This is a genomic window from Streptomyces sp. NPDC030991 (assembly GCF_055571235.1).
Window position 1 is genome coordinate 257,356 of the sequence record NZ_JBVIFR010000010.1, and the last position, 25,300, is coordinate 282,655.

Genomic DNA, 25,300 nt, shown 5'->3' on the forward strand with positions numbered 1-25,300 from the left:
CCGGCGCGCCCGTCTCAGGCGGTCGAGGGCGCGGCCTCCAGGGGGCAGGCGCGTTCCAGCTCCCGCTCGGTGCGCCGCAGCACGATCGAATCGGCGATCTCGCCGCTGCGTACCGCGATGTTCGACAGCAGCGACGACGACAGGCCGTGGCTGTGCTCGGTGCCGCCCTGAAGGTAGACGCCGCAGGCCAGACCCGAGGCGGAGACGAGGCGGTAGTCGCGTTCCACCCGGTGGCGGCCGGCCGCGTCGCGCGCGAAGTGCTGGTCGAAGTCGCCCAGCAGATGGGACGGGTCGAGGCCGTCGTAGCCGGTGGCGAACACCAGCGCGTCGACGGCGAGTTCCTCCGTCCGGTCGTCGAGCAGCGAACGCAGGACCACGCGCGTCCCACTGCCGGCGCGCTTGACCTCCGCGACCCGGGTGAGGTTGCGGAAGCGCAGCCGCCGCTCGCCCTGCACCTGCTCGTCGTACGCGCGTTGGTGCAGGGCGCGGATGACGTCGGCGTCCACCACCGAGTAGTTGGTGTTGCGGTGGTAGCGCCAGAACGCGTCCTGGGCCTGCTCGGTGCCGAAGTAGTACTCGTCGACGGCGCCGGGGTCGAACACCTGGTTGGCGAACGGGGTGTCGTCGGCGACGGAGTACCCGTAGGACGGGACGATCGCGGAGACCTGGGCGTGCGGCAGCGCGTCGTAGAGGAACCGGGTGATCTCGGCCGCGCTCTGGCCGGCGCCGACCACCGCCACGCTCTTGAGATCGTCCGGGGCCTGCGCGTTGAACCTGCTCAGGAACTCCGAGCTGTGCCACACCCGTTCGTCGGCGGTCACCCCCTTCGGCAGGCGCGGCACCAGGCCCGTCGAGATGGCCACGTTGCGGGCCCTGACCACGCTGGTGGCGCCGTCGCCGTCGCGCACCTCGATCTCCAGGAGGTCGGGCGCCGGGACCCCGGACTCGGTGGCGGGCCTGATCGAGGTGACCTCGGCGCCGTAGCTGACCCGGTCGCGCAGGCCGGCTGCCGCCCACTCCAGGTACTGGTGGAACTCCTTCCGGGTCGGGAAGAAGTCCTGGTTGTTCACGAACTGCACCAGCCGGTTCGAGGCGTGCAGATACGAGACGAAGCTGAACCGGGACATCGGGTTCCTGAACGTCGCCAGGTCCTTCAGGAACGAGATCTGCATGGTCGTCGACGGCAGCAGCATGTTCCGGTGCCAGCCGAACGAGGGCTGCCGCTCGAAGAAGTGCGACCTGACCGGATGCTGCGGAGAGCTCGTCCCGTGCTCCTCCAGGGCGATGGCGAGCGACAGGTTGGACGGGCCGAACCCGATACCGACCACGTCGTAGATCTCCTGACTGCGCCTACCCGTTATGCCCATAGAACTTCTCCCGTTTGCGTCTGGAAAACTCGTCCGGTGGCCCGAGAGACCCGTTCCCCAGTGTTGCCCCGTGGAGCGCCTCGAAATCAACTCGAAGACGGCACGAGCGGTGATCGAGTGCCGATCGAGGCGCTCGATATCCGAAAGCGTTGTCCCGTCGACGGGACGGCGGTACGGTCGGCGCAAATTTTCAACATCCCCGCACGATGCGGCCGATGGTTGCTGAAAGGGTGGATACGGATGTTCGTGCCCAGCTTTTACCGCGAACCGGACAATTCCTGGATGGTGGACCTGATCCGCGGTAACCCATTGGCGCTCGCGGCCTCCAACGGCCGCCCCGAGGACGGTCCGTTCGCCACGCACCTGCCGGTGATCTTCGACCCCGAGACGTCCGGCGACCACACCGGTGAACTGCCGGGGGTCACGCTCCTCGGGCACATGAACCGGGCCAACCCGCACTGGGCGGCGCTGGAGACGGGCGGCGTCCTGCTGCTGACGTTCACCGGCCCGCACTCCTATGTGTCACCCACCGTGTACGAGAAGACCCCGGCCGCCCCGACGTGGAACTTCACGTCGGTGCATGTCCGGGGGGTGGTGGAGAAGATCGACTCGACCGAGGAGACGCTCGGTGTGGTGCAGTCGACCGTGCGCGCCTTCGAGGGGGCGTTCGGCAACGGCTGGGACATGACCGAGTCGCTCGACTACTTCCGCAAGATCGTGCCGGCCGTGGGCGCCTTCCGGTTCACGGTGACCGGGGCCGAGGGCATGTTCAAGCTCAGCCAGGAGCAGCCGGGCGAGGTGCGCGCCCGGGTGCGGGAGTCGTTCGGACAGAGCGCGTGCACGTACAAGCGCGAGACGGCCGGGCTGATGAGCCAACTGCCGTGACGGGCCGGGGGCACCGGGGCGGGGACCCGGGGCGCTGACGGTCCGGGCGGGACGGATCAGGCGCTGATGGCGACCGGCCGCGTCCGCTCGGCGAGGTCCTCGCGCTCCGCCGGCTTGCCGAGGCTCTCCAGAGCGCTGGCGGCGGCGCTGTCCAGCGTGGCCGTCACCCACTGCTCGAAGTCGACGCCCAACCGCTCCGCGGCCTTGCTCCACCACTGGAGCCGGCTGCCGGGCACCTCCAGGCTGCGGCTCGGCACGACCGCGGCGCGCGGCTGCTGCTCGCTCTGGCGCGTGGCGCGCAGGGCGCCGCGCAACTGCTTGGTGCTCCACCGCCGTTGCTCGGCGCGGTCGAGCCAGAGGTCCTGCTCCTCGACGGGCATGGAGGCCAGCTCGGCGTGGTGCTGGAAGCTCAGGGCGGCCCGGCGCCGGTGGTGGTCGAAGCGCCGGGAGACCCAGGCGTAGTTGCGCAGGGTCTGGTACGAGAGACCGGCGGCGCGGATCCCGCGCTGGTACCGGTCGGTGTAATGGTCCTTGCCGTACACGAGCCAGTCGCCCAGCCACCAGGAGGAGGAGTCGAGGACGTCGGCGAGCTGACGCCCGGCCCGCTCCCACTCGTCGTAGACCAGCCCGGCCGGCATCTGCAGGCCCACCTTGGTGGTCAGCACCTGGCCGCGGCGCGGGGCGGGGCCAGGCGTGAGGGGCTGCCGCGGCGGGGGTGGTGGTGGGAGAACGGTTGGCGGGCCGCCATGCGACCCCGCGGATTGTCCGGCCTGACGCGCCATCATGCCTCCATGAGAAGGGTGCACATAACCGGCGAGAAGTCTTGCCGTGCGGTCTTGAGCGGCGCTTGAAAACGCCTGCACGGCGAATAGAGGAATTCCCGCCGGTGAGACGGCTCGGTTATCTTCCCGCTCAGCCGGACGGCGTAACGCAGTATTCGGCGTTGAGCACGGAAAGGATGGTCTCCGCTCCCCAATTGCTGTTGTAATTGAAGGCGAGCTGGTGACTGCCGTCCTCGGTGAAGGCGGCGAGGGAGAGCCATCCCACCGCGCCGCCGTCGTGGTACCAGAGGGTCGTGCCGCAGCTCAGCGTGAGCCGCTCGATGCCGAGCCCGTAGGCGGAGCCGGGGAAGCCGGGGTTGTCGACGGTCGTGCGCATCGCCCGCAACTGCTCGGGCGCCAGCAGCTTCCCGCGCATCAGGGCGCTGTAGAACCGGTTCAGATCCCCCACGCTGGAGATGATGTCGCCGTTGCCCCAGCTCTGCGACCCGTTCACCTCGGTGACGTCGTCGATCCGGTCCGGCTGCGCGCCGAAGAGCTTGGAGTAGCCGCGGCCGCTCGGCCGGGGCAGCGTGGCACCGGTGCCCGGATTGGACGTCGCCGTGAGCCCCAGGGGCCTGATGATGCGCGCGCGCACCTCTTCCTCGTACGACCTGCCGCCGATCCGCTCGACGAGCAGCGCGGCCAGGACGTCGTTCGTGTGCGAGAACCCGTGCCTGGCACCGGGCCGGAACAGCGGCTCGTGGGAGAGCGCCACCCGCACCCGCTGCTCAGGCGTGACGGTGTCGTACCGGTGCTGGAGGTAGCCGTCGCCCATCAGGTAGGTCTCGGCGTACTCCGTGTCGGCGAGGTAGTCGAAGAGGCCGCTGGTGTGGTTGAGGAGCTGTCGTACGGTGATCTCGCGGCCGTCGTTGCCGTGGCCCGTCACCAGGCCGGGCAGATGGCGCTCGACGGTGTCGTCGAGCCCGAGCTTCTTCTCCGCCACCATCTGCAGCAGGACGGTGGCCACGAAGGTGTTGGTGATGTTGCCGACGCGGAACCGGTCGTTCGGGCCGCGGCGCGCGCCGGTCCGCAGATCGCCCACGCCGGAGGACGACTTCCAGACCCCGTCGGCGTCCCGTACCTCCGCGGTGACGCCGGGCACCCCGGCCGCGACGGCCGCGTCGATCGCGCGCTGCGTCGCCTGGTGTCCGGCCGCCGCGGGAGCCGGTTCCTGCCACGCCCGGGCGGGACCCGTGAAGGCGGTGGCGGTGATCGCCACTGCCGCCAGACCCACCACGCCGGCCCTCGGTCTCTTGCCTGTTCTCATGTTCCGCTCCTTGGGAGTCGTCCGTCTTCGAATGCGTATGTGCGTGGGGGAGTGCGGGTTCAGCGGGAGCGGGTCGCGCCCGCCGCGTCGAGCGCCGTGGCCGCGTCCCGTTCGATCTGCCGCAGCAGCGGACCGGGGTCGTCCTGGAAGTAGAAGTGGCCGCCGTCCAGGACCCGCAGGCCGAGGAAGTGCGTGGTGTGCTCCGCCCAGCCGGTCATCAGCGCCGGTGCGGCCGAGCGGTCATCGGCGCCCGCGAAGGCGGAGAGCGCGACGGGCAGCGGGCCACCGCCGGGCGCGGGGCGCCAGGTCTCCACCAGGCGCAGGTCGGCCCGGATGATCGGGTCGAACAGGGCCCACAGCTCGGGGTCGTCGAAGACCTCGTCGGGGGTGCCGCCGAGGTTCTTCAGGCGCGTCCGCAACTCGGCGCCGGACAGCTCGTGCAGACGGGTCCCCGGCCCCGCCGCCCCCGGTGCGGAGCGCGCGGAGACCCCGGCCCACACCGGCAGCGGCAGACCCCGGTCGGCGGCCCGCCGGATGATCTCGTACGTCACCAGGGCGCCCATGCTGTGCCCGAAAAGAGCGTAGGGGACGGCCGGTTCGGGCTCGATGGCGCGCAGCAGGAAGTCGGCGAGGCGGCCGGCGTCCGCGATCTGCGGTTCGTCGAGGAGCAGACCGTGGCCGGGAGCGTCGAGCAGCCGCACGTCCCACGTGTGCGGCAGCCCGGCCGGCCAGCTGCGGTACAGCAGGTGCGAACCTCCCGCGTGATGCAGGACGAACAGCCGCAAGGCAGGTCGTGCGGTCTCCATGGCGCTCCCTCGGATCGGGCCGTCGCGGCCTGCCAGAGCCCACGACGGGCCGGTCCTCGGGCCACGGGACCGGCATCGTGGCACACGATCCCGGGCCGGTACAGGAAATCCCGGCGGGGTGCGGATGCGGGCAGGGATCGGGCACCCGGCGGGCCTGCCGCCCTTGTAGCGCCGATGGCCGGTTCCTTACGGTGACGAGGCACGCCGGGGTCGCCACCGACGCCGGGCGTCCTGCTCGACCGGACGCCCGGGTGTCCCGTCGACCGGACAACGCCGATCGGCGCGTCCACGCCCGGTGCGGTCCCGCATCCGGCCAGGCGATGCCCCATTCCCGGACACACCACGACGCTTAAGGACGGTGCCAGTTGAGCACGAACCCCTTCGATGACGAGACCGGCCGCTTCTACGTTGTGATCAACGACGAGGAGCAGCACTCCCTGTGGCCGGCGTTCGCCGAGGTGCCCGCGGGCTGGCGGGTTGTCTTCGGTGAGGCGGCCCGGGCCGAGTGCCTGGAGTACGTCGAGCGGAACTGGACCGACCTGCGCCCCAAGGGCCTGCGGGAGGCCATGGCGGCGGACTGAACGCCGGCCGGATCCCGGGAAGAGACTCTGAATGGGGGAGATGAAGTGGTGACGGGCGCTGTGAGAACCGCGAGCAGGTACAAGGCGAGGCCGGTGGCCGACAGCGGCGAGCCCGCGCAGCGGGATGTGGTCCTGCCCTTCGTCGGGTCGCAGGCCACCGTGCGGAAGTCGGGGATGATCTTCCCGCAGAACCTGCCGGAGCGGTCCTGGGAACGGATCGGGGCCAACCTGCGCGAGCTGGTGAACTCCTCGGCGTGGTGGCTCGGCGACTGGCTGATCTTCGGGGAGACCACCTACGGCTGGCGCCGCTACAAGGAGGCGATCGAGCGCACGGGGCTCGACTACCAGACCCTGCGCAACTACGCGTGGGTGGCCCGCCGGTTCGAGCACCACCGCAGGCGGGACAGTCTCAGCTTCGCCCACCACGCCGAGGTGACCCGGCTGGCGCCACCGGAGCAGGACTACTGGCTGCGCAAGGCCGAACAGCAGAAGTGGTCGCGCAACGAGCTGCGCAGGGCGGTCCGCGCCGGCCTGGCCGCGCAGGAGGAGGCGGCGGCCGAGACCCCGCCGGAGAGCGTCGCCGACCGGCAGGAGGTGCCCCGGCTTGCCACGTCGGCGGCGGCGGAGAAGCGCCGCAGGAAGGTCACCACGCTCACCATCGAGCTCACCGCCGGTCAGCTGGAGTACCTCTCGAAGGCCGCCGCCGCGCACGGTCTGCCCGTCGACAAGTGGGTGACCCAGGTCCTGGAGACCGCCGAGCCGCCCGCCGCCGAGAAGCGCACCGCATAGAAGCCGGAGTCAGTTGATGATCCTTCAGGGAAAGCGGGTCGCCCTGCCCCCGGTGCCCGTCGTCCACCAGCGGTTCGAGGCACACGCGAAGGCCACCCCCGACGCCGTCGCCGTCTTCTGGGCGGGCCGGCGGACGACGTACGCGCAACTGGACGCGGCGGCCAACCGGTTCGCGCACTTCCTCACCGCGCGCGGACACGGCCGGGGCGCGAAGGTCGGCGTCTGCCTCGACTACTCGACCGACATGCTCGTCGCCATCCTCGGCACGCTGAAGGCGGGCGCGGCCTACGTGCCGCTCGACCCCGCCTACCCCTCGGAGCGGCTCCGGCTGCTGCTGGGGCAGATCCCCGGTCTCGCCCTGATCGTGGCCTCCCCTGCGACGGCCGCGCTCGTCGGCTCCGCGACCGTCGAGGTCGTCGACCTGGAGCGGCTCGCCGACCAGCTGGCGGAGCTCCCGGCGACCGCCCCCGAAACCACCGTCACCGGCGACGACGTGTGCTACGCGGTCTTCACGTCCGGTTCGACCGGCACACCGAAGCTCACCGCGGTGCGGCACGAGGGCTGGTTCAACCTGATGAACTGGCTGACGCTCGAGTACGGCCTGCACAGCGGGTCGCACCACCTGGTCGTCAGCGCGTTCGGCTTCGACCTCTCCCAACGCGCCCTGATGACACCGCTGTTCTGCGGCGCCACCCAGCACCTGATGGCGAGCCGGAACTTCGACGCCATGCTGGCCCACCGCATGCTCGCCGAGCACGGGATACGGGTGGTGCACTGCGCCTCCAGCACGCTGTACCTGCTGGTGGAGTGGGAGCGGGCCCGGGGCGGGGACGCGCTCGCCCGCCTCGACTACGTGCTCTTCGGCGGGGAGCCGCTGAAGGCCGAACGGCTCACGCAGTGGGCGCGGCAGGAGGGCAACACCTGCACGCTCCTGCACCAGTACGGCGTCGCCGAGTGCACGGATGTCGCGACCTCGTACGACCTGGCGGCGTACCGGCCCGGCGAACAGGACGTCGCGCCGGTCGGCAAGCCGGCGTACAACACCGACATCCACCTCCTCGACGAGCGGTCGCACGGGGTCGCGGCGGGGGAGTGCGGCGAGATCTGCATCTCCGGGGCGGGCGTCGGCGCCGGCTACCTGGGCGCCGCGGGCCCCGAGAACGAGAAGTTCACGACGGTCGTGGTCGACGGCGAGCCGCGCAGGCTGTACCGCACGGGAGACCGTGGCTATGTGAGCGAGGCCGGGGAGCTGGTCGTCCTCGGCAGGATCGACGCGCAGGTGAAGGTGCGGGGGATGCGAATCGACCCCACCGACATCGAGCGCGCCCTCGGCAGGCTGGCCGGGGTCAGGGAGGCCGCCGTGGTGGTCACGTACACCGGTTCCGGCGAGGCCGAGCTGACCGCTTTCCTCGTCCCTGCGGGCGACGGACTCGACGCGGACGACGTGCGCAGCCGCCTCCTGGAGACGCTGCCCCGGAACATGGTGCCGGCCAGATTCATCAATATTCCGCGGATTCCGTTGAGTCCGCACGGGAAAGTCGACCGCGCGGCACTGGTCGGCGCGGCGTAGTCGACGGACCTCGACGACAGAGAGGGCTGTGATGACCGCCGAAAGTGTGCACGCAATTTGGTGCCGGGAATTCCAGCGCGACGACATATCGGCCGACGACGATTTCTTTGCCCTCGGCGGCCAGTCGCTGATCATGACCAGAATTCAGGGCGCCTTCATCGAGGAGCTCGGAGTCGAGGTCACGATGGACCAGATGTTCCTCCATCCGACGGTCGCGTCGATCTCCGCGTACATCGAAACCCTGGGCGCGGCGGCCCCGTAGAGCCGGTCCGGCCGGGTCGAGCCCTGCCGTGTCCCGCCGGCGGGACACGGCAGAGCATCGACGCGCATTTCTCCTTCTGATTGTATTCAGGTGGCTGGTCCGTATCGGCTAGCATCAAATTCGCGCTGGGTCAATAAACTACCTGGTAAGAGAGGCGCCATGTACGACGTAATTGTCATAGGTGCCCGTTGTGCGGGCTCGCCGACGGCCATGCTGTTCGCGAAGAAGGGTTATCGCGTCCTGCTCCTGGAGAAAGCGCGATTCCCGCAGGACACGCTTTCCTCGCACTACATCCATCAGCAGGGTGTGGCTCTGCTCCAGCGGTGGGGGCTGCTCGACAGGCTCCGCGACGCGGGCTGCCGGCCGATCGACCACCAGAGCTACGAGGCGCCCGGCGTCCGCGTCGACGGCTTCTCCCTGCCGATCGACGGGCTGCGCACCACGTACGCGCCCCGGCGGTACGTGCTCGACCCGATCCTCGCGGACGGCGCCGTCGCGGCCGGCGTGGAGTTCCAGGAGGGCTGCGCCGTCAACGACCTCGTGTGGGAGGGCGACCGGGTCACCGGGGTCCGGTACACGACGCCCGGCGGCGCCCAGGCGACGGAACGGGCGCACCTGGTCGTCGGCGCGGACGGCATGCGCTCGCTGGTGGCCCGCAAGGCGGGCGCGCCGAACGTCATCGAGCACGCGCGGCTCACCTGCACCTACTACAGCTACTGGTCCGGGGTCCCCGCGCACTTCGAGCTGTACGAGCGGCCGGGGCGCTGGATCGGCGTCCTGCCCACCAACGACGACCTCACGCTGCTCATGGCCTACTTCCCGCAGCAGGACTTCGCGCAGATCCGCAAGGACGTGGAGCCCGCCTACCTCGACGCCTTCCGCACGACGGCGCCCGAGCTGTACGAGCGGATGCTCGCGGGCAGGCGCGAGGAGCAGCTGTACGGCACGGGCCACCAGGAGAACTACTTCCGCAAGGCATATGGGCCCGGCTGGGCGCTGGTCGGCGACGCCGTGAACCACAAGGACTCCATCACCGCCCGTGGTATCACCGAGGCCTTCGTCCAGGCCCAGTCGCTCACCGACCACATCGGGGACCGGCTGCACGACGACACCGCGCTCAGGTCGGCGCTGAGGCGCTACGAGAACGACCTGGGCGACGAGGCGCTCAACCACTACCAGGGCGCGCTCAACGTGGCCGAGCTCAAGCCCGAGGGACGGGCCGAGATGCTCCAGAAGCTGGTCGGCCACCAGGAGTTGATCGACCGGTACTTCTCGACGCTGTCGGGGGCGTGCTCCATCGACGACTTCTACAACGACGAACTCCTGACCCTGCTCGACCAGAGCTGAGTGCCCGCTCCCTGGTTCCGCCGATTTGGAGACACAATGATCCCGTTGTCGTTCGCGCAGCGCCGGCTGTGGTTCGTGGACCGGTTCGAAGGGCCCTCGCCCACCTACAACGGCGCGTTCGCCCTGCGGCTGACCGGCGAGCTGAGCGTGTCGGCGCTGCGTTCGGCGCTCCGCGACGTCGTCGACCGGCACGAGGTCCTCCGCACGGTGATCGTCGAGGACGACGACGGCGTACCGCACCAGCAGGTACTGCCCTCGGAGCGGCGGCCGTTCGGCCTGCCGGTCGTCGAGACCGGCCACGAGGAGCGGGCGGCGACCGTCGGCGAGCTGGCCCGGCAGACCTTCGACCTCGCCGCCGACGCACCGATCCGCGCCACCCTCGTACGGACCGGACCGCGCGAGCACACCCTGGTCCTGGTGGTGCACCACATCGCCCTGGACGGGGAGTCCCTCGGGCCGCTGCTGCGCGACCTCGCCGCGGCGTACGAGGCCCGCCTCGCGGGCCGGGCCCCGGTGTGGGAACCGCTGCCGGTGCAGTACGCGGACTACACCCTGTGGCAGCAGGACATGCTCGGGGACGAGTCCGACCCGCAGAGCCTCGCTGCCGGTCAACTGGCGTACTGGCGCGAGACCCTGGCCGACCTGCCGCAGCCGCTGGCCCTGCCCACGGACCACCCCCGGCCGAGAGCGATGAGCCCCCGCGGCGATCTGGTCCGGTTCACGGTCGGCCCCGACCTGCTCCGGGCCGTGGAGAGACTGGCCGCGGAGCAGGACACCACCGTGTCGATGGTCATGCACTCGGCCCTCGCGGTACTCCTGCACCACCTCGGCTGCGGCGACGACGTGCCCATCGGCGCGCCGATCGCGGGCCGCACCGACGAGGAACTGCGCGACCTCGTCGGGTTCTTCGTCAACACCTGGGTGCTGCGCGTCGACCTCTCCGGGAACCCCACTTTCCGCCGGCTGCTGGAGCGGGTACGGGACCGGTCCCTGGGCGCGTACGACAACCAGGACATGCCGTTCGAACGGCTGGTGGAGCTCCTCAACCCGGACCGGTCCACCGCGTACCACCCGTTCTTCCAGGTGATGCTCGCCTGGCAGGAGCCCCTGGGCGAGCTGGAATTCGCCGGCCTCGGCGTCGAGGCCGAGACGCTGGAGACCGGCACGGCCAAGTTCGACCTGTTCTTCAACATGATCCCGGACGGCTGTGGCGGGGCGGGGGTCCGTCTGGAGTACGCCACCGCCCTGTTCGACCGCGACACGGTCGAGGGCATCGCGGAGCGGTTCGTGCGCGTCCTGGGCCGGCTCGTGGCCGACCCGGGGCGCGTCATCGGCGGCATCGACGTGCTCGACACGGCCGAGCGGGACCGCCTGCTCACCCGGTTCAACGACACGGCCACCGCGGTGCCCGAACTGACCGTCCCTGACCTCTTCCAGAACCAGGTCGCCTGCACCCCGGACGCCCCGGCGCTCGTCTGCGGGGACCGGACACTGACCTACCGGGAACTGGACGACCGGGCCGACGGCGTCGCCCGCGAGCTGGTCCGGCTCGGCGCCGGTCCTGAGGAGCTGGTGGTGCTCGCCCTGCCGCGCACCGAGGACCTGGTCGCCGGCCTGCTCGGCATCCTCAAGTCCGGCGCCGGATACCTGCCGATGGACCCGCGGCACCTCGCCGGCCGGGCGCGGAGCGTGCTCGCCGAGGCCCGCCCGCGGTTCGTGGTCACCGACACCGCGACCTCGCGGGAGCTGCCGCACCACGACATGGCGACCGTCAACGTCGACGACCGCGCGCGATGGCAGACCCCCACGGGCACACCGGCCGGCGCGGGCCGGACCCCGACGCTCGCCCCGGACAACCTGGCGTACGTCATGTACACCTCCGGCTCCACGGGCAAGCCGAAGGGCGCCGCGATCACCCACCGCAACCTCGTCAACGGGGTACACGAACTGGTGCGCGTCCTCGACGCGCCGCCCGGGGCGCGGATGCTGGCCGGCACCTCGGTCAACTTCGACGTGTCGGTCTTCGAGCTGCTGACCACCCTGACCACCGGCGGCACCGCCGAGCTGGTGCCGGACGTGCTGGCGCTCGGCGAGCGGGACGGCTGGGACGGCCAGGTGATCAGCGCGGTCCCCTCGGTGCTCGGGGAACTCGTCGGCCACCTGGACAAGGCGGCCGACGTCCGCACCGTCGTCTTCGCCGGCGACGTGCTCCCGGCCCGGCTGGTGCGGCAGGTCCGCGAGGCCCTGCCCGGCGCGCGGATCATCAACTCCTACGGACAGAGCGAGAGTTTCTACGCCACCACGTTCTCCCTCGCGGCGGGCGAGGAGTGGGCGGACGGCGACGTCGCCCCCATCGGCACGCCGCTGGGGAACATGCGCGCCTACGTCCTCGGCCCGGGCCTCGCCCCGGTGCCGCAGGGCGTGATCGGTGAGCTGTACGTGGTCGGGAGCTGCCTGGGCCGCGGCTACCACGGCCGCCCCGGCCTGACCGCCGAGCGCTACGTCGCGAACCCCTTCGGCCCGCCGGGCGAGCGGATGTACCGCACGGGCGACCTGGCCCGCTGGAACGCCGGGGGACAGCTGGAGTGCGTCGGCCGCGGCGACGGCCAGGTGAAGGTGCGCGGCTTCCGCATCGAGACGGCCGAGGTCGAAGCGGCGATCACCCGCCACCCCGGGATCAGCGAGGCCGTCGTGATCAGCCGGGAGGTGCCATCGGGCGGGCGGCGGCTCGTCGCCTACGTGGTGCACACCGGCGAAGGAGGCGTCGGCGACGACGGCGCCGGAGGGATCGGCGACGTGGACGTGCAGTCCGGCGCCTCCGCCGCAGAACTGCGCACGTTCGTCGCGGCCCGGCTGCCCGACTACATGGTGCCGTCGGCCTTCGTGGCCCTCGGCCGGCTGCCGCTCGGGCCTACCGGCAAACTGGACCGCTCGGCGCTGCCCGAACCGGAGTTCTCCGGCGCGTCCTACCGGCAACCGCGCACCGAGGCCGAAGTCGTCATCACGACGGCCTACGCGGACGTGCTCGGCGTGGAGCGGGTCGGCATCGACGATGACTTCTTCGCCGTGGGCGGCGACAGCCTGCGCTCGATCCAGGTGGTGGCGCGGGCCCGGGCCCGGGGCCTGGACCTCACCACCCGGGAGATCTTCGAATGCCGTACGGCGGCCCGGCTCGCCGAGGTGGCGTCCGCCCGCGGGGACCGGAGCCCCGCGCTCACCGAGGACGAGAGCGGCGGCGTCGGCCCGATGCCCCTGCAACCGGTGGCGCGGCAGATCTTCGAGGACGGCGGCGGGACGGACCGGTTCGCCATGTCGATGGTGCTCGACCTGCCCGCGGGCATCGACGCGGACGCCCTCACCGCGACGCTGGACGCCGTGCTCGACCGGCACGACCTCCTGCGCGCCCGGCTGGTGCGCGGCGACGGACTCTCCCTCGACGTACGCCCGGTGGGCGCCGTACGGGCGGCGGACCTGATCCACCGGGTGCCCTGCGACGGCCGCTGGGACGAGCCGTCCGCACTGGCGGCGGCGCAGGCGGAGCTGGACGACGCGGTCGGACGCCTCGACCCGGAGGCCGGGACGATGGCGGACTTCGTCTGGTTCGCCGCCGACGCGGGCGCGGGCCGGCTGCTCGTGGTGCTGCACCACCTGGTGGTGGACGGCGTCTCCTGGCGCATCCTCATGTCGGACCTCGCCGAGGCGTGGCAGCAGGTCAGGGCCGGCCGGACCGCCGAACTGCCCGCGGTCGGCACATCGGCCCGCCGCTGGGCGTCGGCGCTGGCGGACGAGGCGCTCTCCGAGGCGAGGGAAGCGGAACTGACGTACTGGCAGGACATGCTGGAGGCGCCCGACCCGCCGCTGGGCGCGCGGGCCCTCGACCCGGCGGTGGACGTGTGGTCCACGGTCGACACCGTGCGGGTGCAGCTGCCCGCCGAGCTCACCGACGCGGTGCTGACCAGGCTGCCCGCGGCGTACCGGGGCACCGGGACCGATGTGCTGCTCGCCGCGCTCGCCCTGGCGGTGAACCGGTGGCACGGCGCCGACCGTTCGACCCTGGTCCGCCTGGAGGGACACGGCCGCGAGGAGGACGCCGTCCCCGGAGCCGACCTCTCGCGTACCGTCGGCTGGTTCACCACCATGTACCCGGCCCGGGTCGACGTGCGCGGAGTGGACCTGGCCGATGTCCTCGCCGGCGGCCCCGCGGCCGGCACGGCGATCAAGCTGGTCAAGGAGCAACTGCGCGCGGTCCCGGACAAGGGCCTGGGGTACGGCCTGCTGCGCCATCTGAACCCGGAGACCGCCCCGCGGCTCGCCGAGTTCCCGGCGCCGCAGATCGGCTTCAACTACCTCGGCCGGATCTCCGGGACCGACATACCCGAGCACCTGCGCGCGGACGGCTGGGGACCGTCCCCCTGGTCCGCCGAACTCCTCGCGGCGCCCGACCCGGACCTGCCCGCACTCTCCGCGCTCGAGGTCAACTCGGTCGCCACGGACACCGCCGACGGCCCCCGGCTCCAGGTGGCCTTCATGTTCGCCACCGGGGTCCTCTCCCGCGAGCGGACGACCGAACTGGCCGAGCTGTGGGTCGAGGTGCTGCACGGCATGGCCGCCCACGCCGACCGGCCGGGGGCCGGCGGGCTCACCCCGTCGGACGCCCCGCTGGTCCCCGTGCGGCAGGACGAGATCGAGGTCTGGGAGGAGCGGTACGGCCCGCTGACCGAGGTGTGGCCGCAGGCCCCCGGCCAGTCCGGCATCCAGTTCCAGGCGGCGCTCGCCGACGGCTCCTTCGACGTCTACCACATGCAGTTCGTCCTCCACCTGTCCGGGCCCGTGGACCCCGCGCGCATGCGGTCGGCGGGACAGGCACTCCTGGACCGGTACCCGAACCTGCGCTCCGCGTTCCTCGCCGGAGCCGACGGCGACCCGGTGCAGGTCGTGGCCGACCACGTCGACCTGCCGTGGCTCCACCTCGACCTCACCGGCCGCAGCGAGGCCGAGCAGGACGCGGAGCTCGACCGGGTGCTCGCCGACGACCGGGCCGACCAGCTCGACCCGGCCCGGCCACCCCTGCTCCGGCTGGCCCTGCTCACCTGCGGGCCGCGGCGGGCCAAGCTCGTCATGACGGCACATCACACCCTCTTCGACGGCTGGTCGTCACCGCTGGTGATCAAGGACCTGATCCGGCTGTACGCGGGGGACCGCGACCTCGCCCCGGTGCGCGGCTACGGCGACTACCTGGCCTGGCTGTCCGCGCAGGACCGGGAGGCGTCGGCCGCCCGGTGGAGCGAGGAGCTCGCAGGGTTCGACCAGCCGACCCTCGTGGCCGCGGACACCGGCCGCAAGGCGGAGGCGTCCACCCTCGGACGGGTCGAGGTGCCGCTCTCGGTCGACAAGGGGCGCGAACTCGCCCGGCGCGCCGCGGAGCTCGGGGTCACGCTGAACACGCTCCTCCAGGGTGCGTGGGCGATCGTGCTCTCGAAGCTCACCGGGCAGCAGGACGTGGTGTTCGGCGCCGCCGTCAACGGCCGCCCGGCGGAACTGCCCGGCTCCGACGAGATGGTCGGCCTGTTCGTCAACACCCTGCCGGTCAGGGCGCTGTGCCGCCCCGACCGCAGCGTGGGCGAGGTCGTCACCGGGCTCCAGGACCGGCAGATCGCCCTGCTCGACCACCACTACTACGGCCTCGCCGACATCCAGCGCGGCGTCGGCCTGCCCGCACTGTTCGACACGATCGTCGTCTTCGAGAACTACCCGATCGACCGCGAGGGCATCGTCGAGGCGAACGCCTCCGCGGGCTTCACGATCGACGCCATCCGCCCCTTCGCGGGCTCGCACTACCCGCTCACCCTCAACTCCTCCGACCCCTACCTGCGGCTCTCCCTCGACTACCAGCGCGACCTCTACGAGCGCGACGCGGCCGAGGAGATCGCCGACCGGCTCGTACGCGTCCTCGACCAGGTGCTGGAGGACCCCTCGGCGCCCGTCGGCGCCGTGGACGTGCTGTCGGCGGACGAGCGGGACCGGTTCGTGCGGCAGGTCAACGACACGGCACGGCCGGTGGCCGCGGAGACCCTGCCGGACGCGTTCGAGGCCCAGGTGGAGCGCGACCCCGCCCGGCTGGCGCTGATCGGCGACCGGCAACGGGTGACGTACGGGGAGTTCAACCGGCGCGCCAACCGGCTCGCGCACTGGCTCGTCGAGCAGGGCGCGGGGCCCGAGCGGCTGGTCGCGGTGCGCATCCCCCGCTCCGTCGACCTGATGGTGGCGATCTACGCGGTGGTGAAGGCCGGCGCGGCCTACCTGCCGATCGACACCGAACTGCCCGAGGACCGGGTGCGGCACGTACTGGACAGCGCCGGGCCGCTCCTGGTGCTCGACGCGGAACTCCCGGACGTCTCCGGCTACCCGGAGACGAACCCGCGCCGCGCCCTGACACCGGACCACGCCGCGTACGTCATCTACACCTCGGGCTCCACCGGCGGCCCCAAGGGGGTGCAGGTGGCGCACCGGTCCATCATGAACCGGCTGAAGTGGGGCCTGGCGCACTTCGACGTCGGCACCCGGGACCGGGTGCTGCTGAGCACGTCGGCGAGTTTCGACGTGTCGGTGCCGGAGCTGTTCGCGCCGCTCCAGGTGGGCGCCGCCGTCGTGATCGCCCGCCCGGACGGGCGCCGCGACCCGGCCTACCTCGCCGACCTGATCCGGCGGGAGGGCGTGACAGGCGCGGACTTCGTGCCCTCCCTGCTGGAGGCCTTCGTCGCCGAACCCGCGGCGAAGGAGTGCGACAGCCTGCGCTGGATCGAGGTCGCCGGCGAGGCGTTCCCGCCCGCGCTGGCGAACAGGGCCGCCGACGTGCTGCCCGACTGCGCGGTGCACAACCTCTACGGCCCCACCGAGGCCGCGGTCGAGGTCACGGCGTGGCAGCACGTGCCGGGAGCGGACCGGGTGCCGATCGGCGCGCCCGTCTGGAACACCCAGGTCTACGTGCTGGACGCGGCGCTGCGCCCCGTCGCACCCGGGGTCTGCGGTGAGCTGTACCTGGCCGGCAGCGGACTCGCCCGGGGCTACCTCGGGCAGACCGCGCTGACCGCGAACCGCTTCGTCGCCTGCCCCTTCGGCCCGCCGGGGGCCCGGATGTACCGCACCGGCGACGTCGTGCGGTGGAGCCGGGACGGCCAGGTCGAGTACCTCGGGCGGGCCGACTTCCAGGTGAAGGTCCGTGGCTTCCGGATCGAACTGGGCGAGATCGAGAACGTGCTGGCCGGCCACCCGGACGTCGAGAGCGCGGTGGTCGTGGTGCGGGAGGACCGCGCCGACGACCAGCGGCTGGTCGCGTACGTGGTGCCGGGCAGCGGCACGGACCCGGCCGGTCTTGATCCCTCGGCCCTGACGGACCTGGTCCGGGAGCACCTGCCGGAGTACATGGTCCCCTCGGCGGTCGTGCCGCTCGCCGCGTTCCCGACGACACCGAGCGGCAAGCTGGACCGCGGCGCGCTGCCCGCGCCGGACCACACCGGGGCGGCGGCCGGACGAGGGCCGCGCACCCACCACGAGGAAGTCCTGTGCCGGCTCTTCGCCGAGCTGCTCGGGGTGGCGGAGGTCGGCATCGACGTCGACTTCTTCGACCACGGCGGGCATTCCCTGCTGGCCACCCGGCTGATCGGCCGCATCCGCAACGAGCTCCACGTCGACGTCAAGGTCACGACCGTGTTCCGCAATCCGACCGTCGCCCAACTGGCGCCCCGGATCGAGGAGTCGGCCACGTCCGCGAACCGCCCCCGGCCGCGCCCGATGCTGCGCCCGATGAACGTGTAGGAGTGCGTCGATGATCCCGTTGTCCTTCGCCCAGCGCCGGCTGTGGTTCCTCCACCGTCTGGAAGGCCCGTCCGCGACCTACAACATCCCGTTCGTGCTGCGCCTGGACGGGCCGCTGGACACGGCGGCCCTGAGCGCGGCGGTGACCGATGTCGTCGCCCGGCACGAGAGCCTGCGCACCCTCGTCGCCGAGAACGCGGACGGCACGCCGGAGCAGCGGATCCTGCCCCCGGGGGACGCGGTCGTCCCGTTCCGGGTGGTCGACGTGGCCGCGGACGCGGTGGAGAGCGCCACGCAGGACGCCGCGTGCCAGGGCTTCGACCTGGACACGGAGCTGCCCCTGCGGACCACCGTCCTGCGCGTCTCCCCGCAGGAGCACGTGGTGGTGTTCGTGTTCCACCACATCGCCGCGGACGGTGCGTCGATGGCGCCGTTCATGAAGGACCTGCTGGCGGCGTACGCGGCCCGCCGCCGGGGGAGCGCGCCCCCCTGGACCCCGCTCGCGGTCCAGTACAAGGACTACACGCTGTGGCAGCGCGAGGTACTGGGCGACGAGGACGACCCGGAGAGCGTCGCTGCGGACCAACTCGCGTACTGGCGCGAGGAGTTGGCCGGGGTGCCGCAACCGGTGCAGCTGCCGCTGGACAGAGCGCGGCCGACGGCGGCCGACCACCGCGGCGGCCATGTCGACTTCGAGCTGGACGCGGAGTTGCTCACCGGGATCGGCAAGCTGGCCGCCTCGCGCGGTGCCACGGCGCCGATGGTCGCCCAGGCCGTGCTCGCGGTGCTCCTGCACCACCTCGGCGCCGGCAACGACCTGACGATCGGCAGCCCCATCGAGGGGCGCGCCGACGAACAGCTCGACGAGCTGATCGGGTTCTTCGCCAACACCTGGGTCCTGCGCGTCGACCTGTCGGGGAATCCCTCCTTCGGCGACCTGCTGGAACAGGTACGGGACCGGGCCCTGGCCGCCTACGACAACCAGGACGTTCCGTTCGAGCGGCTGGTCGAGCTGCTGGGCCCGGACCGCACCACCGCCTACCAGCCGCTGTTCCAGACGATGCTGGCCTGGCAGTTCGAGTGGTCGCGGATCGAGATACCGGGGCTGCGGGTCACCCCCGTCCCCGCCGGTACCGGCACCGCCAAGTTCGACCTGTTCCTCAACATCGTCCCGGCGTCGTCCGGGGGCGCGTACGGGCGCCTGGAGTACGCGACGGAACTCTTCGACCACGCCACGGCCGAGGGCGTCGTCGACCGCTACGTGCGCGTCCTGCGCCAGGTGGTCGCCGACCCCGCGACCCGCCTTGCCGGCGCGGACGTGCTCACCGGCGCCGAACGGGACCGGCTGGCCCGGCTCAACGCGACGACCGCGCCCGTGAGCCGGGCGACGCTACCCGAACTGGTCGCCGCACAGGTGGCGCGGACACCGGGCGCGCCGGCCGTGATGTGCGGGCCGACCACGCTGACGTACCGGGAACTGGACGCCCGCGCGGGCCGGCTGGCCGCGGTCCTGCGCGACCGCGGTGTCGGGCCCGACGTCCTGGTCGCCGTGGCCCTGCCCCGCACCGCAGACCTGGTCGTCGCCCTGCTCGCGGTGGTCAGAGCGGGCGGCGCCTATCTGCCGGTCGACCCCGGCTACCCGGCCGCGCGCGTCGAACTCCTGCTCCGCACGGCCGACCCGGCGCTCGTCCTGACCGACTACCGCACGGCGACGGCCGTGGCCGCGTGCCGGCCGCCCCTGCTCCACCTCGACGACCTGTGCCTCGACGGCCCCGCACCCGACACCCCCGACGCCCGCGTCGCACCGGACAACCTGGCCTACGTGATGTTCACCTCGGGGTCGACCGGGACCCCCAAGGGCGTCGCCGTCACCCACGCCGACGTGGTCAACGGCGTGCGGGACCTGCGCCGGATCACCCGGGTCGGGGAGGGCTCCCGGATGCTCGCCGCGACCTCGGTGAACTTCGACGTCTCCGTCTTCGAGATCTTCACCGCGCTCACCAGCGGAGCCGGTGTCGACCTCGTCCGTGACGTCCTCGAACTCGCGGAGCGCGGCAGCTGGTCGGGGAGCACCATCAGCGCCGTGCCCGCCGTGTTCTCCGCGCTCCTCGACCAGCTCGGCACCGACGACCGGGAGGGCCTCCGGCTCGCCGTGGACACCGTCGTGCTCGCCGGTGAGGCGCTCTCCGCCGAACTCGTCCGCAAGATCCGGCGCGCCCTGCCCGGCGCCCGCGTCGTCAACGCCTACGGACAGACCGAGAGCTTCTACGCCGCCACGTACACGCTCCCGCCGGAGAGCGGCGGCACCGGCGCGGTCCCGGTCGGCCGGCCCCTGGCCCACATGCGCGCCTACGTCCTCGGCCCGGAACTCGCCCCGGTCCCGCCCGGCGTCCTCGGCGAGCTGTACGTCGGGGGCCTCCTCGCCCGCGGCTACCACCGCGGCGGCGCCGCGACCGCGGAGCGGTTCGTCGCCGACCCCTTCGGCCCGGCAGGGGCGCGGATGTACCGCACCGGTGACCTGGCCCGATGGGACGCGGACGGCCGACTGCACTACGCCGGACGGGCCGACACCCAGGCCAAGGTGAACGGCATCCGCGTCGAGCCGACCGAGATCGAGACGGTCATCGCCCGGCACCCCGCGGTCGGCCGGGCCGCCGTCACCGTCTGCGAGGACCGCCGTACCGGCACCACGAGGCTCGTCGGCTACGTGGCGCCGGCGGACGGCACGGAAGGCGACGCGCCGGGCGCCGGGGTCGCGGTGGCGGAAGTGCGCCGGTTCGTGGCCGAGCGGCTGCCGGACTACATGGTGCCCGCCGTGTTCGTGGTCCTGGACCGGCTCCCGCTGACCGCCAACGGGAAGCTGGACCGGGCCGCGCTGCCCGAGCCGGAGTTCACCGGCACCGAGTACCGGGCGCCGCGCGGCGAGGCCGAGCGGATCCTGGCCGAGGTGTACGCCGACGTCCTCGACGCCCCCCGGATCGGCGTCGACGACGACTTCTTCACCTGCGGCGGCGACAGCATCCGTTCGATCCAGGTCGTCGCGCGGGCCAAGAAGCGCGGTGTGGTCGTCAGCACGCGGGAGGTCTTCGAGCACCGCACGGTCGCCCGGCTCGCGGAGCTGGCCGGAGGCCGGGCGGCAGAGGAACGCGTGACCCTGCCCGAACTGCCGGGCGGCGGAACCGGCTGGGCCCCCCTGCCGCCGACGGCGGCACACGTGCTCGAACTGGGCGGCCCCATCGGCCGGTTCTGCATGTCCGCGCTGCTCACCCTGCCCGGGGACATCGACCGCACGGCACTGACCGCGACGCTCCAGGCGGTGCTCGACCGGCACGATGTGCTGCGCTCCCGCCTCGACCGGACGCGGCCCGGCCTGTGGATGGAACCGCCCGGCCGGGTGGACGCCGGCCCGCTGGTACGGGAGGTGCCCTACGCCGCCGCCGGGGTGCAGGCCGAGCTGGACGCGGCCGCGGACCGGCTCGACCCGGACGCGGGCGTCATGGCGCAGTTCGTGCGGCTGACCTCCGACACCGGAGCGGACCGGCTGCTGATCGTGCTGCACCACCTGGTCGTCGACGGGGTCTCCTGGCGGATCCTGCTGCCCGACCTGGTCGCCGCCTGGCAGCGGGTCCGCGACGGCCTCGCCCCCGAACCCGCGGCGCCCGGCACCTCGCTGCGGCGGTGGGCGCACGCCCTGGCCGACGAGGCGGCCGCCCCGCGGCGGGTCGCGGAGCTGCCCCGGTGGCAGGAGATCCTGCGCACGGAGGAACCCCCGCTGGGAGCACGGGAACTGGACCCCGCGCTCGATGTCACGGCCACCGTGGACACCGTGCGGGTCCAGGTGCCTGCGGACGTCACGGAGACCCTGCTGACCACGGTGCCCGCGAAGTTCCGCGGCGGCGTCGACGACGGCCTCCTGACCGGCCTCGCGCTGGCGCTCGCCCGCTGGCACCGGACCCGGGGCGCCACCCCGGCCCCGACCTCCTCGACGCTGGTACGGCTCGAAGGGCACGGCCGGGAAGAACACCTGGTGCCCGGCGCCGACCTGTCGGGCACCCTCGGCTGGTTCACCGCGATGTTCCCGGTGCGCCTGGACCTGGCGGGCATCGACCTCGCGGACGCGTTCGCCGGCGGCCCGGCCGCCGGACGAGCGGTCAAGGCCGTCAAGGAACAGCTCCGGTCGGTGCCGGACAACGGCATGGGCTACGGCCTGCTGCGCCACCTCAACCCGGAGACCGCCGCCGCGCTGGCCGGCGCGCGACAGCCGCGGATCGGCTTCAACTACCTGGGCCGCGCCTCCCGCGCCGACATCCCCGAGGAGCTGCGGGGCCTCGGCTGGGCGCCGGACACCGCCCACCCCGGCCTGATCGCCGCCCCCGACCCGGACCTGCCGGCCCTGTCGGCGCTGGAGATCAACGCGGTGGCCACCGACACCGGCGACGGCGAGGAACTGACCGCCTACTTCGGCTTCCCCACCGGCGTACTCACCCGCGACGAGGTGAGCGAACTGGCCGCGCTGTGGGTCGAGGCGCTGACCGCCCTGGCCCGGCACGCCACGACCCCCGACGCCGGCGGACTGACCCCGAGCGACGCGCCCCTGGTCGAGGTGGGCCAGGAGGAGATCGACGGCTGGGAGGAGCGGTTCGGCGCGCTGGCGAAGCTGTGGCCGACGACGCCGGTGCAGTCCGGCATGTTGTTCCACACGATGCTGGCCGGATCGTCCTTCGACGCCTACCACATGCAGCTGGTGTTCCAGCTCTCCGGCGACGTCGACCCGGAGCGGATGCACCGGGCCGCCCAGGCGCTCCTTGACCGGCACGCCGGTCTGCGCCCGGCGTTCGTCGACCGGGCGGACGGCGGCGTCGTACAGGCGATACCGGAGACGGTCGCGCTGCCCTGGACGTACCTCGATCTGACCGCGGCCGACGAGCCGGAGCGGACCGCGGCCTTCGAGCGGTTCCTCGCCCAGGACCGGGCCACCCACTTCGACGTGCGGACCCCGCCGCTGATCCGTCTCGCCCTCGCCGTCCTCGAACCCGGCCGCGCCGAACTCGTGCTCACCGCCCACCACGTGCTGCTCGACGGCTGGTCCACACCCCTGCTGATGCGGGACCTGCTCCTGCTCTACGCGTCCGGCGGCGGCCCGGCCGGCCTGCCCGCGGCCCGCGACTTCGGCGAGTTCCTGGCCTGGCGCGCCCGGCAGGACGAGGAGGAGTCCGCCCGGGTGTGGGCGGCGGAGCTCGACGGCGTCGAGGAACCGACCCTGCTCGCCCCCGGCTCCGACGGCCCGGGCGAGGAGGGCGTCGACCAGATCGAGGTCGCGCTGCCGCCCGACGAGGCACTGGCGCTGGGGCGGCGCGCCGCCGAACTGGGCGTCACCGTCAACACCCTGGTGCAGGGCGCCTGGGCGCTGCTGCTCGGCGGACTCACCGGCCGCCAGGACGTGGTGTTCGGCGCCACCGTCTCCGGCCGCCCGGCCGCCGTGCCGGACGTCGACTCGATGGTGGGCATGTTCATCAACACCCTCCCCGTGCGCGTCCGGTACGCCCCCGGCGACACCCTCGCCGAGATCCTCACCCGGCTCCAGAGCGGGCAGGCGGGCCTGCTGGAGCACCACTACTACGGACTCACGGAGATCCAGCAGGCCGCCGGGGTGCAGTCCCTCTTCGACACGCTGGTCGTCTTCGAGTCGTACCCGGTCGACAAGGAAGGGCTCAGCGCCGCCGGCGCCGCGGCGGACGGCATCGCCTTCACGGGCCTGCGCCCGTCGACGGCCACCAACTATCCGCTGACCCTGATGGCGGCGGTCGACCCGCACCTCCAACTCGTCCTCCAGTACGCGCGGGGCGCCTTCGACGGCGACGCGGTGCGGGTGCTCGCGGCGCGCCTGGTGCGCGTACTGCGGCAGCTGGCGGCCGCCCCCGAGCTGACGGCCGCGCACGTCGACCTCCTGGACCCGGCCGAACGCGAGCGGCTGCTCACCGAGTTCAACGACACGGCCGCCCCGAGGCCCGGCCGCACGGTCGACGGGCTCGTCGCGGCGCAGGCGGCGCGGACCCCGGACGCGGTCGCCGTGGTCGCCGATGGCGCCTCGCTCACCTACCGCGAGCTGGACGTCCGGGCGGGCCGCCTGGCGCGCGAACTGTCGGCGCGGGGCGTGGGCCCAGAGACCGTGGTCGCGGTGTCGCTGCCGCGGTCGGCGGAGCTGGTGGTCGCCCTGCTCGCGGTCCTGAAGGCGGGTGGCGCGTACCTGCCGGTCGACCCGGCGTACCCGAGCCGGCGCCTGGAGGCCATCTTCGACGAGGCACGGCCGCACCTCGTCCTCACGCACTCCACGACGGTCTCGGCGCTGCCCGGGCACGACGCCCCGGACGTCCTCCTCGACCGGCTCGACCTGTCCGGCGGCGACGACACCACCGGGCCCGAACCCACCACGCACGCCCAGCAGTTGGCGTACGTGATGTACACCTCCGGCTCCACCGGCAAGCCCAAGGGCGTCGCCATCACCCACGCGAACGTGGTCAACGGCGTACTGGGGCTCGCCTCCCGCGTGGGGCTCGTACCCGGCGCACGCCTCCTCGCGGGCACGTCGGTCAACTTCGACGTCTCGGCGTTCGAGATCTTCACGACCCTCGCCACCGGCGGCGTTGTCGAAGTGGTCCGGGACGTCCTGGTCCTGGGCGAGCGGGACGGCTGCAGCGGCAGCGTGATCTCCACCGTGCCGTCGGCCTTCGCCGAACTCGTCGACCAGATCTCCGGCCGCACCCGCGTGGAGACGGTCGTCTTCGCCGGTGAGGCCCTGCCCCCGGCCCTCGTACGCAGGACGCGGGAGGCGTTCCCCGGCGTACGGATCGTCAACGCCTACGGGCAGAGCGAGTCGTTCTACGCCACCACCTGCACCGTCCACGGCGACCCGGCGAGCGGGGCGGGCAGCGCGCCCGTCGGCACCCCGCTCGGCAACATGCGGACCTACGTGCTCGGCCCCGGCCTCGCCCCGGTACCGCCGGGCACCGTCGGCGAGCTGTACGTCGCGGGCAGCGTGGGCCGCGGCTACCACCGCCGCGCAGCACCGACCGCCGAGCGCTTCGTCGCCGACCCCTTCGGCCCGCCCGGCTCGCGCATGTACCGCACCGGGGACCTGGCCCGCTTCGGCGCCGACGGCCAACTGGAGTACGCGGGCCGCTCGGACACCCAGGTCAAGGTGCGGGGCTTCCGCGTCGAACCCGGCGAGGTCGAGGCCGCGCTCACCGCACACCCCGGCGTCGCACAGGCCGCCGTCATCGCCCGCGAGGGACGCGGCGGCAACGCCGGCAAACAGCTGATCGCGTACGCCACGACGGCCGACGGCCACCAGCGCCTCGATCCGCGGGACGTGCAGACCTTCGTCGCCGGGCGGCTGCCGGACTTCATGGTGCCCTCCGCCTTCATGGTCCTCGACCGGCTGCCGCTCGCCCCGAACGGCAAACTGGACCGGGCCGCGCTGCCCGAGCCGGAGTACACCGGCGCCGCCTACCGGGCGCCCCGCACCCCCCGCGAGAAGACCCTGGCCATGCTCTGTGCCGAGGTGCTCGGCGTGGACCGGGTCGGCATCGACGACGGGTTCTTCGAACTCGGCGGGCACTCCCTGCTGGCCACCCGGCTCATCAGCCGGGTCCGCGCCGAACTGGGCATCGAAATACCCATCCGCAAGATCTTCGACCTGCCGACCGTGGCCGCGCTCGCCGCCTGGTCCGAGGAGTCGGCCGCTCCCCGTCGCCCCGGTCTGCGCCAGATGATCGTCAAGGAGTGAAACG

12 protein-coding genes are annotated in these 25,300 nt (G+C 72.6%); 8 read left to right on the plus strand and 4 right to left on the minus strand.

The genetic code is table 11. The annotated features are described in order from the left end of the window. Window positions 1-14 precede the first annotated feature (14 nt). Window positions 15-1,367: a lysine N(6)-hydroxylase/L-ornithine N(5)-oxygenase family protein gene (locus ACZ45E_RS20770; protein WP_468222538.1), complete on the minus strand. Its 1,353-nt coding sequence runs from the start codon at window positions 1,365-1,367 to the stop codon at window positions 15-17. A 240-nt stretch (window positions 1,368-1,607) separates the two neighbouring features. Here ACZ45E_RS20770 and ACZ45E_RS20775 point away from each other — a divergent pair, with 240 nt between their 5' ends. Then, window positions 1,608-2,252 carry an FMN-binding negative transcriptional regulator gene (locus ACZ45E_RS20775; RefSeq protein WP_468222540.1) on the plus strand — a complete coding sequence of 215 codons (645 nt, stop codon included), beginning with the start codon at window positions 1,608-1,610 and terminating at the stop codon, window positions 2,250-2,252. Between the two features lie 56 nt (window positions 2,253-2,308). Here the strand turns inward: ACZ45E_RS20775 and ACZ45E_RS20780 are convergent, their stop codons facing one another. The 3 genes from ACZ45E_RS20780 to ACZ45E_RS20790 form a co-directional block, all read right to left on the minus strand. After that, window positions 2,309-2,917 (minus strand): LmbU family transcriptional regulator, encoded by a 609-nt coding sequence (locus ACZ45E_RS20780; RefSeq protein ID WP_468222541.1) that lies wholly within the window; start codon window positions 2,915-2,917, stop codon window positions 2,309-2,311. Window positions 2,918-3,164: 247 nt separating this feature from the next. After that, window positions 3,165-4,340 carry a serine hydrolase domain-containing protein gene (locus ACZ45E_RS20785; RefSeq protein WP_468222543.1) on the minus strand — a complete coding sequence of 392 codons (1,176 nt, stop codon included), beginning with the start codon at window positions 4,338-4,340 and terminating at the stop codon, window positions 3,165-3,167. Window positions 4,341-4,399: 59 nt separating this feature from the next. Then, window positions 4,400-5,146 (minus strand): thioesterase II family protein, encoded by a 747-nt coding sequence (locus ACZ45E_RS20790; RefSeq protein ID WP_468222545.1) that lies wholly within the window; start codon window positions 5,144-5,146, stop codon window positions 4,400-4,402. Window positions 5,147-5,511: 365 nt separating this feature from the next. Here ACZ45E_RS20790 and ACZ45E_RS20795 point away from each other — a divergent pair, with 365 nt between their 5' ends. The 7 genes from ACZ45E_RS20795 (at window position 5,512) to ACZ45E_RS20825 (ending at window position 25,296) form a co-directional block, all read left to right on the plus strand. Beyond that, window positions 5,512-5,727, plus strand: coding sequence for an MbtH family protein (locus ACZ45E_RS20795; protein WP_468222547.1), 216 nt, complete (start codon window positions 5,512-5,514; stop codon window positions 5,725-5,727). Between the two features lie 93 nt (window positions 5,728-5,820). After that, entirely contained in the window at window positions 5,821-6,516 is a 696-nt protein-coding gene (locus ACZ45E_RS20800) for an LmbU family transcriptional regulator (RefSeq protein WP_468222548.1), read from the plus strand. Window positions 6,517-6,532: 16 nt separating this feature from the next. Further along, complete coding sequence (locus ACZ45E_RS20805; RefSeq protein ID WP_468222550.1) at window positions 6,533-8,086, plus strand: amino acid adenylation domain-containing protein; 1,554 nt, start codon at window positions 6,533-6,535, stop codon at window positions 8,084-8,086. Between the two features lie 31 nt (window positions 8,087-8,117). Continuing rightward, on the plus strand, window positions 8,118-8,348 hold the full coding sequence (locus ACZ45E_RS20810) for a phosphopantetheine-binding protein (protein WP_468222551.1): 231 nt from the start codon (window positions 8,118-8,120) through the stop codon (window positions 8,346-8,348). Window positions 8,349-8,507: 159 nt separating this feature from the next. Continuing rightward, on the plus strand, window positions 8,508-9,695 hold the full coding sequence (locus ACZ45E_RS20815; RefSeq protein WP_468222553.1) for an NAD(P)/FAD-dependent oxidoreductase: 1,188 nt from the start codon (window positions 8,508-8,510) through the stop codon (window positions 9,693-9,695). Window positions 9,696-9,731: 36 nt separating this feature from the next. Further along, window positions 9,732-17,510: an amino acid adenylation domain-containing protein gene (locus tag ACZ45E_RS20820; protein ID WP_468222555.1), complete on the plus strand. Its 7,779-nt coding sequence runs from the start codon at window positions 9,732-9,734 to the stop codon at window positions 17,508-17,510. A gap of 10 nt (window positions 17,511-17,520) precedes the next feature. Further along, window positions 17,521-25,296 carry an amino acid adenylation domain-containing protein gene (locus ACZ45E_RS20825; RefSeq protein ID WP_468222557.1) on the plus strand — a complete coding sequence of 2,592 codons (7,776 nt, stop codon included), beginning with the start codon at window positions 17,521-17,523 and terminating at the stop codon, window positions 25,294-25,296. Window positions 25,297-25,300: the final 4 nt, after the last annotated feature.

Excerpts from the sequence above, each read along its gene's own strand:
- ACZ45E_RS20770 (WP_468222538.1), bottom strand. The coding sequence starts at position 1,367 with ATGGGCATAACGGGTAGGCGCAGTCAGGAGATCTACGACGTGGTCGGT.
- ACZ45E_RS20775 (WP_468222540.1), top strand. The coding sequence starts at position 1,608 with ATGTTCGTGCCCAGCTTTTACCGCGAACCGGACAATTCCTGGATGGTG.
- ACZ45E_RS20785 (WP_468222543.1), bottom strand. The coding sequence starts at position 4,340 with ATGAGAACAGGCAAGAGACCGAGGGCCGGCGTGGTGGGTCTGGCGGCA.
- ACZ45E_RS20790 (WP_468222545.1), bottom strand. The coding sequence starts at position 5,146 with ATGGAGACCGCACGACCTGCCTTGCGGCTGTTCGTCCTGCATCACGCG.
- ACZ45E_RS20805 (WP_468222550.1), top strand. The coding sequence starts at position 6,533 with ATGATCCTTCAGGGAAAGCGGGTCGCCCTGCCCCCGGTGCCCGTCGTC.
- ACZ45E_RS20810 (WP_468222551.1), top strand. The coding sequence starts at position 8,118 with ATGACCGCCGAAAGTGTGCACGCAATTTGGTGCCGGGAATTCCAGCGC.
- ACZ45E_RS20815 (WP_468222553.1), top strand. The coding sequence starts at position 8,508 with ATGTACGACGTAATTGTCATAGGTGCCCGTTGTGCGGGCTCGCCGACG.
- ACZ45E_RS20820 (WP_468222555.1), top strand. The coding sequence starts at position 9,732 with ATGATCCCGTTGTCGTTCGCGCAGCGCCGGCTGTGGTTCGTGGACCGG.
- ACZ45E_RS20825 (WP_468222557.1), top strand. The coding sequence starts at position 17,521 with ATGATCCCGTTGTCCTTCGCCCAGCGCCGGCTGTGGTTCCTCCACCGT.